The following is a 13,277-nucleotide window of genomic DNA, read 5'->3' on the forward strand; positions in this document are numbered from 1 at the left end:
ACACACCGCCGTCCGACACGCCGCGCTACGCCGGTCGGCGCACTCCGTCCTGCGCGCACGGGGCGGTGTTCCTACGGTGGCTGAATGATCGTCACGCCAGCTGTCCGTCATACCGCCGCCGGTGCCGCGGCGCTGCTGCTCGCCCTGCCGGTCCCGTACGCCCCGGCGGCCCTCGCCGCGCCGGTCCATACGCCGGTCACCGCACCGGCCACCGCGCCGCTCGACGCCTCCGGCCGGGTCGCCGAGCCCACCCCGCCGGCCCGGCACTTCGTCGATCCGGCGCGGCTCGGGCGCCCCGGCACCCAGGTGCAGACGCTGCGGGGCGCGCCGGCGGTGCCGTCCCTGAGCGCGCTCTCCTGGGTGGTGGCGGACGCCTCAACGGGTGATGTCCTGGCGGCCCGCAACGCGCACAAGCCGCTGCCGCCGGCCAGCACCCTGAAGACTCTGTTCGCGCTCACGGCGCTGCCCGGTCACGACCCCGACGAGCGGCATCTGGTCAGCGACGCCGAGCTGACCGGCATCGGCGAGGGCAGCAGCCTGGTGGGGCTGAAGGAGGGCTACACCTACAAGGTGTCGGACCTGTGGAACGGGGTGTTCCTCAGCTCCGGGAACGACGCGGTGCACGTCCTCGCCGCCATGAACGGCGGCTGGTCGGCGATGTCCAAGAAGATGCAGGCGAAGGCCCGCGCCCTGGGCGCCCGCGACACCCACGTGGTCTCCCCCGACGGCTACGACGCGCCGGGCCAGGTCTCGTCCGCGTACGACCTGGCGCTCTTCGGCCGGGCCGGGCTGCAGGATCCGCAGTTCACCCGCTACTGCTCGACCCGGTACGCCGACTTCCCGGCCGGCTCGTGGTCGTACGGCATCGCCAACACCAACCGGCTGCTGACCGGCGAGAGCGGGGTGGACCGCTATCCGGGTCTCATCGGCGTGAAGAACGGCTACACGAGCAATGCGGGCAACACCCTGATCGCGGCGGCCAAGCGCGGCTCGCGGACCCTGGTGGTGTCGGTGATGAACCCGCAGGGCGGCGGCGGGCTCGCGGTGTACGAGGAGGCCAGGGAGCTGCTCGACTGGGGCTTCGCGGCGGCCGGGAAGGTGGAGCCGGTCGGCTCGCTGCAGCCCGCGGCCCGTGAGTCAGCCCGGCCGGCGAAGGCCGGGGAGCGGCCGGTCCTGCGCGCGCAGGCCGGTCCGCAGGCGAAGGACCCGCTGCGCACGCTCGCCGCGAGCGGCGGGGTGCACGGCGCGGCCGCCGCCCGTACTGCCGCCAAGGACGCGGCGCCGTCCGGCACCGCGGCCGGCCTGCCGCTCGCCCTGGTCGGGGCGGCGCTCGGCGGTGCGCTCTCGCTCTGGCTGTGGCGCCGCTTCGGGGCCCGCGGCAACTGACCCGCCCACCGCGCCCGCCCCCGTCCGGCACGGTTCGGCGGGCGCCGTACGGTCCGGGCCCCAGCATGTCCGAAGGCCGCCGGGACGAACCCGCGCGGCCCCCGGACGGAGCGGGGAGCGGGCATGGGAGTGGGAACGGGGACGGGAATGCGGACGGGCAGGTACGCTGCGGAGGTGGCGGACCGGTTCCGGGCGGTGAACGGGGTCCATCCGATGACGGCCGAGGACGACGCCTATGTGGACCGGCAGTTCGTGCCGCTCGATCGGCTGTGCGCCGCGCTCGGCCGGGAGGCTAACGAGGCACGGCGGCTGATGCTGGACGGGCTGCTGCCGCTGCCCGGCTATCTGCGCTCGGACGGTACGCAGATGGTGCCGCGCGATCTGTTCGCGCTCGCGGCGGAGGCGGGCGGGCCGGAGCGGCTGCGGGACTGGTTCACGGAGCACTGGGCGGACCCGGCCGAGGGCGAGGACGAGTGGGCGGCGTATCTGAGTGGTCAGTACGTGTGTCTGCACCGGGTCGCGCCGGACACGATCCGCCGCAAGGGCGAGCTGACGGCGGCGATCGCCTCGGCCGTCGCGGCGCCGCGGCCGGACGTGCCGCTGTGGGCGGCGGCGCTGCACGCGCTGGTGGACGAGCTGGACGCGCTCGAACCGGACTTCGCGCCCTACGACCGGCTCCGCTTCGGTGGCCCGACCTCGCGCGACACCTGGGTGGACGCCGTACGCGCCCGGTTCCCGCGCGTCGCGAGGTGACCGGAGCGCTCCCCTCGGACGTCCCCCTCAGAGGTCCTGCTCAGACGTCCTGCTCAGACGTCCCGCTCGTCCGGGCGCGGCCGTTCGTCGCCCCGCAGATGACGGCGCGACCAGCGCACGAGGAGCCGGAGCAGACAGAGCAGGGTGAGGACCCATACGGCGGCGAAGGCCCAGACGAGGGCCGTGGCACCGTTGGCGACCGCGACCACGAGGAGCACCATCGCCATGGGCCCGAGCAGGGCCACCGCGGGCCCGGCGAACCGCCCCGATCCGAGCCGGGCCCGCAGCCGGGTGCGGCCGGCCCCGAGGGCCCGGGCGAACCCGGAGTCCGCGGCGAGGTCCTCCTCGATCTCCGCGAGGATCCGCCGCTCGCGGGGCGAGAGTTGTGCGCCGCCCATCCTCGACACCTCCCGCAGGGTAGCCGCGCATGACGCTACTCGGCGGCTACCCCACGGCTCCGCGCCGAACCGCCGCCTTCATCAGCGGCACGGGAGGCGCCGGCGGCGCCGTGTACCGCTCGGCGGCGCGGACGGCGGCGCCGGCGTTGCGCTCCCCCATGAGGACACACAGCGTGTACGCGGTGTCCTCGAACCGCCGGCGCGCCGCGAGGTCGTGCGGCCGGGCCAGGACCAGCCGTTCCTGCGTGCGGTAGCTGCGCAGCAGACGGGCGATCGTGTTGCGGTCGGGGAGCAGCATCCGGTCCTCCTGGTGCGTGCCTGGCCCCCCCCCGTGATTCCCCCATGGTGGGGTCACTCGGTCACCCGCGCGAGCGAAGTCGTCACCGTCCGTCACGGGCGGTGGTTCGCCCGGGTGCGCGGGCCCCGGGATTGGCGGAAGGTCGAGACATGAACCCGAGCGAGCGGTTGCGCGTGGTGGTCACCGGCGCCACCGGGAACGTGGGGACCAGTGTGGTGCGCGCCCTGGTGCGCCAGTCCCGGGTCGGTTCGGTGCTCGGTCTGTCCCGGCGCCGGCCCGGGCTCGACCTGGAGCGCGCCGAGTGGGCGGAGGCCGACCTCTCCCTGGAGGGTGACGAGCCGCGGCTCGCGCAGTACGTGGCGGACGCCGACGCGGTGGTGCACCTGGCCTGGCGGTTCGGGCCGACGCACGATCCGGTGACGACCTGGCGCACCAATGTGCTCGGCACGGTGCGGGTGCTCGACGCGGTGGCGGCGGCCCGGGTGCCGGTCCTGGTGTGCGCCTCGTCGGTGGGCGCCTACTCCCCCGGGCCGGGCGACGGGGCGCCGGTGTCGGAGTCGTGGCCGACGCACGGCTGGCCGGGCGCCGCGTACACCCGCGAGAAGGCGTACGTGGAACGCCTCCTGGACACCTTCGAGCGGGACCATCCGCAGACCCGGGTGGTGCGGATGCGGCCGGCCTTCCTCTTCAAGGAGGAGGCGGCGAGCGAGCAGCGGCGGATCTTCGCGGGCCGCTGGGTGCCGGGTCAGCTGTTCCGGCCGGAGCTGCTGCCGCTGCTCCCCGAGGTGCCGGGGCTGCGCTTCCAGACGCTGCACACGGAGGACGCGGCGGACGCGTACGTACGGGCGCTGCTGCGCGATGTGCGGGGCGCGTTCAACCTGGCCGCCGAGCCGGTGGTGGACGGGAAGCTGCTCGGCGCCCTGTTCGGGGCGCGGCGGGTGCGGGTGCCGGTCCCCGCGGTGCGCGGGGCGCTCTCGGCGGCCTGGCGGCTGCGGGTGGCGCCGGCCGATCCGGGGCTGCTCGACGCGGTGCTCCGGCTGCCGCTGATGGCGACCGACCGGGCCCGCCGGGAGCTGGGCTGGGTGGCGGCCAGGACCTCGGTGGAGGCCCTGGAGGCGTTCCTGCGCGGGGTACGGGCCGGGGGCGGCGACGCGACCGAGCCGCTGGCCGGCCGCCGCTTCGGCTGAGCTCGCCCGCGGCGTCCGTTCAGGCGGCGCGGGCGGCCGCCCAGTCGACGATCCGCATGGCGGCGCCGGCGGCCTCCCGGCCCTGGCAGTGGGCGTGGTGCCGGGCGAGCAGGGCGTCGATGTCGAGGTGCCGGCCGAAGGCGGGGTGTCCGGCGAGCCGGGTGGCGTAGGCCCAGAGGGTGGGATGGCCGGCGATCCGCTCGGTGGCGGCGGCGTCGAGGTGCCAGCGGTGGACGGTGTCGAGCTGGACGAGGGTGACCCAGACGGTGATGTCGGCGGCGGTGAGCGTGTCGCCGAGGACGTACGGGCGCCGGGCGAGGCGGCGTTCCAGGGCGCCGAGGGCGGCGAAGAGCACGGTGAGCGGGTCGTGGTGGGCGGCGGTGTAGTCGAGGCCGAGTTCGCCGGCGCGCTGGGCGGCGGCGCCGACGCCGCGGGCGCACAGGTCGGTGACGGCGCGGAGCTCGTCCGCCCGGTCCTCGGGAAGGAGTTCGGGGCCGTCGCCGCGGAACCGCAGGGCGAGGTCGCGCCGGATGTCGGGGGTGTGGGTGGACACGATCCGTCCGGTCCAGCCGTCGCTGAGCACGGGCGCGGCGGCGGGTCCGCGGTAGAGGTGGGCGCTGGCCTCGTAGAGCGGGCGGAGCGCGGTGTAGCCGCCGTCGGGGGTGTCGGGGAGGGCGGGCAGCAGCCGCAGCGGGAGGGTGGCGTCGAGGCCGAGGAGGGCGTGGGTGACGGCGACGCCCAGACAGTCGGGGTCGGCCGGTGCGAGGTGCAGCCGGTAGCGGTGCGGGACGGGGTAGTGGCCGCTGCGTACGTCGCGGCCGATCCGGCCGCGGAAGTCCCGGTCGGCGGTGGCGGGGACGATCGACGGCACGGCGGAGGAGATGGCGGAGGAGATGGCGGAGGGGACGGCAGAGGGGACGGCAGAGGGCGGGACTACGGCGGACATGGTTCTCCCTGGGTGCTCGGTGCTGGGTCACGGCGCGGCGGACCCGCGGGGCGGCACGGTGGACGGCCACGCCGGTTCGGGGCGCGCGGAGGCAGCAGAGATACGGGAAGGAGTGCGGGACCGGGGCGGGGGCGGCGGGCCGCTACGCGGCGCTGCAGACCCGCAGCAGGTCGATGTGGCGGCGCGAGGTCAGGTCCAGGGGGCGGGGCGGGCGGACGGTGTGCGTCCGGTCCTGCGCGGTCGCGGCTCCCATGGTTCCCTACCTGTTCACTCGGGTTTCCCGCTCCCGAGTCTGGGAGCGGCGGCACCCGCGCGTCAAGGGGTGGGAAGGCGGCGCTCGGAGCACGGCGAGGGCGAGGGGGCGCGCCTATGCATAATGCGCGTATGCGCATTTCAGCCAGGGCCGACTACGCGGTGCGGGCCGCCCTCCAGCTCGCCGCGGCCCGGGACTCCGGGCCGGTGAAGGCCGAGGCGATCGCCGAGGTCCAGGGGATCTCCCACAAGTTCCTGGAGGGCATCCTCGGCGACATGCGCAAGGGCGGTCTGGTGCAGAGCCAGCGCGGCGGCAAGGGCGGCTACTGGCTGGCGAAGCCGGCCGAGGACATCTCCGTGGCGGACGTGATCCGCTGCGTCGAGGGGCCGCTGGTGTCGGTGCGCGGGGTCCGGCCGCCGGAGCTGTCGTACACCGGACCCGCGGAGTCCCTGCTCACCCTGTGGGTCGCGCTGCGGGCCAACGTGCGCCAGGTGCTTGACGGCGTCTCGCTGGCCGAGCTCGCCTCCGCGCAGCTGCCGCCCGAGGTGGTGGCGCTCGCGGAGGACCCGGAGGCCTGGACCAACCCCTGACGAGGGACCTTCGGTACCGCTCGTCCACTCTCCGCGATCCCGATCCCGATCTCGATCCCGGTCCCGGTCCCGGTCCCGGTCTCCGAGATTCCGGCGTCCGCGATGCGGACGCCTGTTGGGGCCCGGGCGGACCCTCTGCCACTATCCCTACTAATCCAGTGGGGATACTAGGGATCATGTGAGGTGACGTGAGAACGCCGAAGAAGTCCGCACTGCGCACCGCCTCCGCGCCGGCCGGGGGCCTGCCCGCCGACCGCCGCGCCGACGACGCGATCTGGCCCCGCGTCACCCACGAGGTCGCCGACGACCTGGCCGTGGACGCCGTGTCCCGGGACCGGGCCGGCCTCGCCCCGTACGACGAGGTCGCCCGGCTCCAGGAGGCCGGACTGCCCGCGCTGCTCACCGCGCCCGGGCCGCTCGGCCGCGGCGCCGACTGGCGCACCGCCTGCGCGGTGGTCCGGGAGATCTCCGCCGCCGACGGCTCGGTGGGCGAACTCCTGGCCCACCACTGCGTGTTGTCCTGGACCTCCCGTTTCCTCGGCGCCCCGGCCGGACCGCGCTCGCTCGACTCCCGTACCGCCAAGGAGCGTTGGCTGCTCGCGGGCGCCGTCGAGCCGCCGCGCCCGGAGCCCGGCCGGCCCGGACTCGCCCTCACCCCGGCGGGCGGCGGCGGGTATCTGCTCGACGGACGGGGCGCCTTCGCCTCCGCCGTCACGGTGGCCGACCGGCTCGTCGTCGGGGCCCGCTGTACGGAGACGGGTGACCTGCTCCTGGTCCTGGCCGACCCGGCCCACCCCGCCGTGACCGCCGAGCCGTGCGCCGAACGCGTGGGCCAGCGCCTCGCCGGCGCCGGCACCGTCGCCTTCGAGCGGCTGCCGGTCGGCCCCGGGAACGTCCTCGGCACCCTCCCCCGCGACGAGCACACCGTCGCCCCCTACGCGACCCTCGCCCCGCTCGCCCTGCGGCTCCTCCTGGTCCATGTGGCGCTCGGCATCGCCGAGGGCGCGCTCGCCGAAGCTCGCGACGTGAGCCGGGCCGGCCTGGCGGCCGCGCCGCACGCGGCCGATCCGGCGGCCGGCGACGACCCCTATCTGCTGCGCGCCTACGGGGAGTTGGCCACCTCCGCGCACACCGCGGCCGCGGTGGTCGAGCGCGCGACCGACGCCCTGGCGCGCGGGCTGCTCGCCGAACGCCTCCTCGACGTCGAGGAGCGCTCCGACATCGCCGTCCTCGTTGCCGCGGCCGAGACCGTCGCACACCCCGCGGCCCTCGACATCACCACCCGGATACTCCAGCTCGTCGCCCCGGCCGGCCCGCCCCCCGGCTTCGACCGCTTCTGGCGCAACGCCCGCGCCCTCACCGCCCCGGTCCCACCCGACCACCGCCTGCGCGACATCGGCGACCACTACCTGAACGGCACGCACGCCAGGCTCACCCTTCTGGCGTAGGCCGGGTCCGCCGGATCCGGCCGGATCGGGCGGACCGCACCGGGCCGCGTCGGGACCGATGGCACGGCGGGTCGGGCCGTCCGGCCCTGTCGGAGGGCGGACGATGGGCCCAAGCTGGACTCAGCGGGTCGCCGACCGGCGGCGGGCCGCACGCCGAACCGATGACGGAGGCAGCCTGATGAGTCGTGAGATCGTCGCGGGAGTGGACGGTTCCCCGGAGAGCCTGGCCGCGGCGGACTGGGCCGCGCGGGAGGCCCTGCACCGGGAGCTGCCCCTGCGGCTCGTGCACGCCTGGCGCTGGGAGCCGCTCGACCTCCCGCTGGTGCAGGATCCGACCGATCAGCTGAAGGCCGCGCGGGAGGTGCTGAGCACGGCGGGCGCGCGGGTCACGGAGCGCTTCCCGGACGTCGCGCTGGCCACCGAGCTCATCGGCGACACCCCGGTCGCCGCGCTGCTCGGCACCCTCGGGCAGGCCGAACTCCTCGCCCTCGGCTCGCGCGGCCAGGGCGCCCTCGCGGGCTTCCTGCTCGGCTCGTACGGCCAGCAGGTCATCGCCTCCGCCACCGTCCCGGTGGTCGCGGTCCGCAGCCGGGACGGCGAACCGGTCGAGCCGCCGGCCGGGGAGGTCCTGGTGGGCCAGCACGGCACGCCGGAGGACAGCGCGGCGGCGCTGGGCTTCGCCTTCGCGGCGGCGGCCGCGCGCGGTGCCTCGGTGCGGGCGGTGCGGGCCTGGAGCCTGCCGCCGCTGTTCGCGTTCAGCCCGGGTTCGCTGGCGCTCGCCGACGAGGCCGGCGGGCTCGAACCGTACGAGCGGAAGGCGCTGCGCGAGGCCCTCGCCCCGTGGCGGGAGCGGTTCCCCGAGGTGCCGGTGACCGAGCACGTGGAGCTGGGCAGCGCCGGTCAGGTGCTGCTGTCCGGGGCCGGGGCCGCCCAGCTGCTCGTGGTCGGCCGGCGGGCCCGGCGCGGCGCGATCGGCCCGCGGATCGGCTCCGTGGCGCACGCGGCGCTGCACCTGGCGCCGTGCCCCGTCGCGGTGGTGCCGCAGGAGGTTGACGCGCAGGATTGACGAGGGGTGTCGCGCTCTCCCCGGCCGGACAGTATGACCGCCGGCACCATCGGCCACGAGAGAGCGGAGCTCCATGCAGCACGACACGTACGACAGGTCCCGGCACACGTTCCGTACGACAGTGATCGCGGCGGGCACGCTGGCCGCCGCGCTCACCGTGCTCACCGGGATGTACGCGGCGGGCCAGGCCTATCCGGCGGCCTCCGACCGGGCCGCACCGGTGACCGCGGCCGCGGCCACGGTCGCGCAGGACGTCGCGCAGGTCGTACAACTCGTCAACACCGAGCGGAGAAAGGCCGGTTGTGCCCCGCTGCGGTCCGATCCCAAGCTGCGGACCGCGGCGCAGGGCCACGCCGACGACATGGCCGCGCGCAACTACTACGCGCACGCGGGCCGGGACGGCCGGAACGCGGGCGACCGGATCAAGGCGGCCGGTTACACCTGGTCGGCCTGGGGCGAGAACATCCACCGGGGGCCGCACTCGGCCGCGCAGGCGGTGGACGAGTGGATGAACAGCGCGGCGCACCGGGAGAACATCCTCGACTGCTCCTTCGAGGACATCGGGGTGGGGGTCAACCTCACCGGCAACGGGCCCTGGTGGGTGCAGGACTTCGCCTCCGGCCGCTGACGCGCCGGGCAGGTCAGGACCGCAGCGGGGTGCCGAGCTCCTGCACCCAGACGGTGCCGTCCGGGCCGGGCACGGCCGCGACGCCGGTGTGCCGGTAGCGGCAGTCCAGGAGATTGGCCCGGTGCGGCGGGTCGGCCATCCAGTCGGCGACGACGGCGGCCGGCCCCCTCTGGCCCCGGGCCAGGTTCTCCGCCCAGGCGCTCCAGGCGTAGCCCTCGCCGGTGAGGCGGGTGCCGGAGTCGGTGCCCTCGGGGTCGGTGTGGGCGAGGTAGCGGCGCTCGGCCAGGTCCGCGCCGAAGGTGCGGGCCACGGCCGAGAGCCGGCGGTCGATCCGGAGCGGCCCGCAGCCCGCCTCGGCCCGGTGCCGGTTGACCAGTGCGGTGACCTGCTCCTCCGTGGTCGGGCGCGGTACCCGGGTGCGGGTCGGCGTGGGCGACGGCGTCGGGGGCGGGGTGGTGGCCGGCGCCGGTGCGGCGCTGCGGGTCGCGGCGGGCGCGGCAGGCGCCGGGGCCGGCGGGCGGGCGACCGCCCGGTCCGCGGGTCCGCTCGGCACCAGCAGGATCAGCGCGGCACCGAGGGCGACGACCGCCCCACCGCCGACGAGCAGCCCGGGCCGGACACCGGCCCCGGCAGCAGAACCGGCCCCGGAGGTGGGCTCGCCTCCGGCCTCCGAACCGTGTCCGGCCCCTGCTCCGGACTCGGGCCCGCTCCCGGCCCCGGCCCCCGGCCCCGGCGCCGGCGTCGGCGCCGCGACCGTCTCCAGGGCCGGCCCCGCGCTCCCCCGTCCCGCCCACACCAGGAGCGGCGGCACCAGGGCCAGGCCCACCAGCAGGCCCTCGGCCGGGGCGAGGCCCGAGCGGGTGGGGGCGCAGTGCGGGCAGCCGTCGAGGTGCCGGGCCAGGCGTTTGCGCCACAGCGGAGAGGGCGCGCCGTCCCAGCGGGCGGTGGTGTCGGCGAGGCCGGGGCAGGGCGGCACGGCGGCGAGCGCCCGGACGATGGCGCGCCCGCTCTCCAGGCGCTCCTTCATCCGCTGGACGCGGACGGCGGCGTGCCGGGGCGGTGTGCCGAGGGCGGCGGCGAGCTCGGCGCGGGTCAGCTCGCCGGCGGCTTCCAGCCACCACAGGGAGAGCACCTCGCGGTCGTCCTCGTCGAGCCAGCGGGTGGCCCGGGCGACCTCGCGGCGCTGGCCGGTGAGGCCGAGGCGCAGAATGGCGAGCTCGGTGAAGTCGCCGGCCGGGTCGGCGAGGGCGGCGGCCCGGTCCAGGCCGGGCAGCGGCGCCTGCTGACGTTCGCGCCAGCGGTGCCGTATCCGGTTCATCGCGATGGCGACCAGCCAGGAACGGAAGCGGGCCGGGTCGCGGAGCGCGGGCAGCCCGTCGAGGGCGCGGACCATGGTCTCCTGGACCAGGTCGTCGACGTCGGCGTGCCCGTCGAGGGCGCGGCCCACGATGTTGTAGACGAGCGGCAGGAAGGTCCGTACGAGCTCGTCGCCGGCGCGCGCGTCACCCGCCCGCGCCGCCTCGACGAGTGCGGCGGTGCGGTGCTCGTCGCTCTGCAATGTCCTTGTGCTCCCTCGTCGCCCGCTGCGTCCCCCGCAGCGGCGGCCGCCGGATGCGGTCCGCGGTCAGGAGACCGCCGGGAGCGGTCCGGATAACACTTTTCTCGCGCGCCCGCGCCGCCCGGGTCTAGGGCGACAGGTACGGCAGGGAGGGCACGGTGGCCCCGCCCCCTTCCCGTACGGCTGCCACGACCGCGTCGTGCAGGTCGCGGCTCTCCTCCTCCGTTCCGCAGGGGACCGGACTGCCCGACATGGTGAACCAGTCGGAAGCGCCGCTGTACTGCACGGCCACACGTGCCTCGCCGTCGGCATAGGTGGTGTGCACGGTCAGATCGCCCGTGACGACACCGCCCTCGTCGGTCAGCACCCCGCCACGCCCGGTGTAGACACCGGCGGTCGTCCATGATGCCCAGCTCATCTGTCCAGACTCACACCGGGGCCGCGGATGCGCCACCGACAGGACCGCCCCGGCCGGAAAGCTTCCGGCCGGGGCGGAACCCGTCAGTGCGGTGTCACCGCGGGGTTCAGGCGAGGGACGCGATGGCCTCGTTGAACGTGGCGGACGGGCGCATCACGGCCGCGGCCTTGGCCGGGTCGGGCTGGTAGTAGCCGCCGAGGTCGGCCGGGGAGCCCTGGACGGCGATCAGCTCGTCGACGATCTTCTGCTCGTTCGCGGTGAGCGTCTCGGCGACCGGGGCGAAGGCCTTGGCCAGCTCCGCGTCGTCGGTCTGCTTCGCGAGCTCCTGGGCCCAGTACATGGCCAGGTAGAAGTGGCTGCCGCGGTTGTCGATGCCGCCGAGGCGGCGGGTCGGCGACTTGTCCTCGTTGAGGAAGGTGCCGGTGGCGCGGTCCAGCGTGTCGGCGAGGACCTGGGCGCGGGCGTTGCCCGTGCTGGTGGACAGGTGCTCGAAGGAGGCGGCCAGGGCGAAGAACTCGCCGAGCGAGTCCCAGCGCAGGTAGTTCTCCTTGACCAGCTGCTGGACGTGCTTCGGGGCGGAGCCGCCGGCGCCGGTCTCGAAGAGGCCGCCGCCCGCCATCAGCGGGACGACGGAGAGCATCTTGGCGCTGGTGCCCAGCTCCAGGATCGGGAAGAGGTCGGTCAGGTAGTCGCGCAGGACGTTGCCGGTGACCGAGATGGTGTCCTCGCCGCGGCGGATGCGCTCCAGGGAGAACTTGGTGGCCTCGACCGGGGAGAGGATCTGGATGTCCAGGCCCTCGGTGTCGTGCTCCGGCAGGTACTGCTTGACCTTGGCGATGATCTGGGCGTCGTGGCCGCGGTTCTCGTCCAGCCAGAAGACGGCCGGGGCGCCGGTGGCGCGGGCGCGGGTGACGGCGAGCTTGACCCAGTCCTGGATGGGCAGGTCCTTGGCCTGGCAGGAGCGGAAGATGTCGCCCTCGGCGACCTCCTGCTCCAGGACCGTGGTGCCGGCGGCGTCGACGAGGCGGACGGTGCCGGCCGCGGCGATCTCGAAGGTCTTGTCGTGGGAGCCGTACTCCTCGGCCTTCTGCGCCATGAGGCCGACGTTCGGGACGGAGCCCATGGTGGCCGGGTCGAAGGCGCCGTGGGCGCGGCAGTCCTCGATGACGGCCTGGTAGACGCCGGAGTAGGAGCTGTCCGGGAGGACGGCGAGGGTGTCGGCCTCCTGGCCGTCCGGGCCCCACATGTGGCCGGAGGTGCGGATCATGGCCGGCATCGAGGCGTCGACGATGACGTCGGACGGCACGTGCAGGTTGGTGATGCCCTTGTCGGAGTCGACCATGGCGAGCGCCGGGCCGGCGGCGATCTCGGCGTCGAAGGAGGCCTTGATCTCCTCGCCGAGGCCGTGCGGGAGGGACTCCAGGCCCTTGTAGACGGTGCCGAGGCCGTCGTTCGCGGACAGGCCGGCGCCGGCGAGCACCTCGCCGTACTTGGCGAAGGTCTGCGGGAAGAAGGCGCGCACGACGTGGCCGAAGATGATCGGGTCGGAGACCTTCATCATGGTGGCCTTGAGGTGCACGGAGAAGAGCACGCCCTCGGCCTTGGCGCGGGCGACCTGCTCGGCGAGGAAGGTGTCGAGCGCGGCGGCGCGCAGCACGGCGGCGTCGACGATCTCGCCGGCGATGACCTTGAGCGGCTCGCGCAGCTCGGTCACGGTGCCGTCGGTGGCGACGTGCTCGAAGCGGAGGGTGGTGTCCTCGGCGATGACGACGGACTTCTCGGTGGTGGCGAAGTCGTCGTGGCCCATGGTGGCGACGTTGGTCTTGGACTCGGGGGTCCAGGCGCCCATGCGGTGCGGGTGGGTCTTGGCGTAGTTCTTGACGGCACCGGGGGCGCGGCGGTCGGAGTTGCCCTCGCGCAGGACCGGGTTGACGGCCGAGCCCTTGATCTTGTCGTAGCGGGCGCGGACGTCCTTGTCCTCGTCGCTGCGCGGGTCGTCCGGGTAGTCCGGGAGGGCGTAGCCCTGGGCCTGGAGCTCGGCGATCGCGGCCTTGAGCTGCGGGATGGAGGCCGAGACGTTCGGCAGCTTGATGATGTTGGCCTCGGGCGTCTTGGCCAGCCGGCCGAGCTCGGCGAGGGCGTCGGCGATGCGCTGGCCCTCCTCCAGACGCTCCGGGAAGGAGGCGATGATGCGCCCGGCCAGGGAGATGTCACGCGTCTCGACGTTCACGCCGGCGGTCGAGGCGTAGGCCTGGATCACGGGCAGGAACGAGTAAGTCGCCAGGGCGGGCGCCTCGTCAGTGTGCGTGTAGATGATGGTCGAGTCAGTCACCGGGTGTGCTCCGCTC

At 75.2% G+C, this 13,277-nt stretch carries 13 protein-coding genes; 7 read left to right on the plus strand and 6 right to left on the minus strand.

Features of this window, described 5'->3' with window-relative positions; all coding sequences use genetic code 11:
- The first annotated feature begins 84 nt into the window (after positions 1-84).
- Both KV205_RS12640 and KV205_RS12645 read left to right on the plus strand, forming a co-directional pair.
- Positions 85-1,386, plus strand: a complete 1,302-nt coding sequence (locus KV205_RS12640) for a D-alanyl-D-alanine carboxypeptidase family protein (protein ID WP_265864302.1) — start codon at positions 85-87, stop codon at positions 1,384-1,386.
- A gap of 147 nt (positions 1,387-1,533) precedes the next feature.
- Positions 1,534-2,139 (plus strand): DUF6058 family natural product biosynthesis protein, encoded by a 606-nt coding sequence (locus KV205_RS12645; protein WP_265864303.1) that lies wholly within the window; start codon positions 1,534-1,536, stop codon positions 2,137-2,139.
- A 53-nt stretch (positions 2,140-2,192) separates the two neighbouring features.
- Here KV205_RS12645 and KV205_RS12650 read toward each other — a convergent pair whose 3' ends face one another.
- Positions 2,193-2,537 (minus strand): DUF3040 domain-containing protein, encoded by a 345-nt coding sequence (locus KV205_RS12650; RefSeq protein ID WP_265864304.1) that lies wholly within the window; start codon positions 2,535-2,537, stop codon positions 2,193-2,195.
- 46 nt (positions 2,538-2,583) lie between these two features.
- Positions 2,584-2,835 carry a DUF5133 domain-containing protein gene (locus KV205_RS12655; RefSeq protein WP_265864305.1) on the minus strand — a complete coding sequence of 84 codons (252 nt, stop codon included), beginning with the start codon at positions 2,833-2,835 and terminating at the stop codon, positions 2,584-2,586.
- Positions 2,836-2,984: 149 nt separating this feature from the next.
- Here KV205_RS12655 and KV205_RS12660 point away from each other — a divergent pair, with 149 nt between their 5' ends.
- Positions 2,985-4,022, plus strand: coding sequence for an NAD-dependent epimerase/dehydratase family protein (locus KV205_RS12660; protein WP_265864306.1), 1,038 nt, complete (start codon positions 2,985-2,987; stop codon positions 4,020-4,022).
- Between the two features lie 19 nt (positions 4,023-4,041).
- On the opposite strand, the gene KV205_RS12665 is transcribed toward KV205_RS12660, so the two are convergent.
- The gene (locus KV205_RS12665) at positions 4,042-4,968 is read right to left on the minus strand and encodes a glutathione S-transferase C-terminal domain-containing protein (RefSeq protein WP_265864307.1); all 927 of its coding nucleotides are present in this window, start codon (positions 4,966-4,968) and stop codon (positions 4,042-4,044) included.
- Positions 4,969-5,352: 384 nt separating this feature from the next.
- Here KV205_RS12665 and KV205_RS12670 point away from each other — a divergent pair, with 384 nt between their 5' ends.
- The 4 genes from KV205_RS12670 to KV205_RS12685 all read left to right on the plus strand — a co-directional run bounded on the left by KV205_RS12670 (position 5,353) and on the right by KV205_RS12685 (position 8,953).
- Positions 5,353-5,811, plus strand: coding sequence for an Rrf2 family transcriptional regulator (locus tag KV205_RS12670; RefSeq protein WP_265864308.1), 459 nt, complete (start codon positions 5,353-5,355; stop codon positions 5,809-5,811).
- 188 nt (positions 5,812-5,999) lie between these two features.
- Positions 6,000-7,259: an acyl-CoA dehydrogenase gene (locus KV205_RS12675; RefSeq protein WP_265864309.1), complete on the plus strand. Its 1,260-nt coding sequence runs from the start codon at positions 6,000-6,002 to the stop codon at positions 7,257-7,259.
- Positions 7,260-7,437: 178 nt separating this feature from the next.
- A complete protein-coding gene (locus KV205_RS12680; RefSeq protein WP_265864310.1) occupies positions 7,438-8,325 on the plus strand; it encodes a universal stress protein in 888 nt (295 codons plus the stop codon).
- 73 nt (positions 8,326-8,398) lie between these two features.
- The gene (locus KV205_RS12685) at positions 8,399-8,953 is read left to right on the plus strand and encodes a CAP domain-containing protein (RefSeq protein ID WP_265864311.1); all 555 of its coding nucleotides are present in this window, start codon (positions 8,399-8,401) and stop codon (positions 8,951-8,953) included.
- Positions 8,954-8,966: 13 nt separating this feature from the next.
- On the opposite strand, the gene KV205_RS12690 is transcribed toward KV205_RS12685, so the two are convergent.
- The 3 genes from KV205_RS12690 to KV205_RS12700 all read right to left on the minus strand — a co-directional run bounded on the left by KV205_RS12690 (position 8,967) and on the right by KV205_RS12700 (position 13,261).
- Positions 8,967-10,511, minus strand: coding sequence for a sigma-70 family RNA polymerase sigma factor (locus KV205_RS12690; protein ID WP_265864312.1), 1,545 nt, complete (start codon positions 10,509-10,511; stop codon positions 8,967-8,969).
- Between the two features lie 127 nt (positions 10,512-10,638).
- Entirely contained in the window at positions 10,639-10,929 is a 291-nt protein-coding gene (locus KV205_RS12695) for a hypothetical protein (RefSeq protein WP_265864313.1), read from the minus strand.
- A gap of 106 nt (positions 10,930-11,035) precedes the next feature.
- Positions 11,036-13,261 (minus strand): NADP-dependent isocitrate dehydrogenase, encoded by a 2,226-nt coding sequence (locus KV205_RS12700; protein WP_265864314.1) that lies wholly within the window; start codon positions 13,259-13,261, stop codon positions 11,036-11,038.
- Positions 13,262-13,277 lie beyond the last annotated feature (16 nt).

This window comes from Streptomyces sp. SKN60 (assembly GCF_026236535.1).
In the GTDB taxonomy this organism is placed as follows: Bacteria; Actinomycetota; Actinomycetes; order Streptomycetales; family Streptomycetaceae; genus Streptomyces.

Bases quoted from the DNA above. Each gene is read 5' to 3' on its own strand.
- KV205_RS12640 (WP_265864302.1), top strand. From the start codon at position 85: ATGATCGTCACGCCAGCTGTCCGTCATACCGCCGCCGGTGCCGCGGCG.
- KV205_RS12645 (WP_265864303.1), top strand. From the start codon at position 1,534: ATGCGGACGGGCAGGTACGCTGCGGAGGTGGCGGACCGGTTCCGGGCG.
- KV205_RS12650 (WP_265864304.1), bottom strand. From the start codon at position 2,537: ATGGGCGGCGCACAACTCTCGCCCCGCGAGCGGCGGATCCTCGCGGAG.
- KV205_RS12655 (WP_265864305.1), bottom strand. From the start codon at position 2,835: ATGCTGCTCCCCGACCGCAACACGATCGCCCGTCTGCTGCGCAGCTAC.
- KV205_RS12660 (WP_265864306.1), top strand. From the start codon at position 2,985: ATGAACCCGAGCGAGCGGTTGCGCGTGGTGGTCACCGGCGCCACCGGG.
- KV205_RS12665 (WP_265864307.1), bottom strand. From the start codon at position 4,968: ATGTCCGCCGTAGTCCCGCCCTCTGCCGTCCCCTCTGCCGTCCCCTCC.
- KV205_RS12670 (WP_265864308.1), top strand. From the start codon at position 5,353: ATGCGCATTTCAGCCAGGGCCGACTACGCGGTGCGGGCCGCCCTCCAG.
- KV205_RS12680 (WP_265864310.1), top strand. From the start codon at position 7,438: ATGAGTCGTGAGATCGTCGCGGGAGTGGACGGTTCCCCGGAGAGCCTG.
- KV205_RS12685 (WP_265864311.1), top strand. From the start codon at position 8,399: ATGCAGCACGACACGTACGACAGGTCCCGGCACACGTTCCGTACGACA.
- KV205_RS12695 (WP_265864313.1), bottom strand. From the start codon at position 10,929: ATGAGCTGGGCATCATGGACGACCGCCGGTGTCTACACCGGGCGTGGC.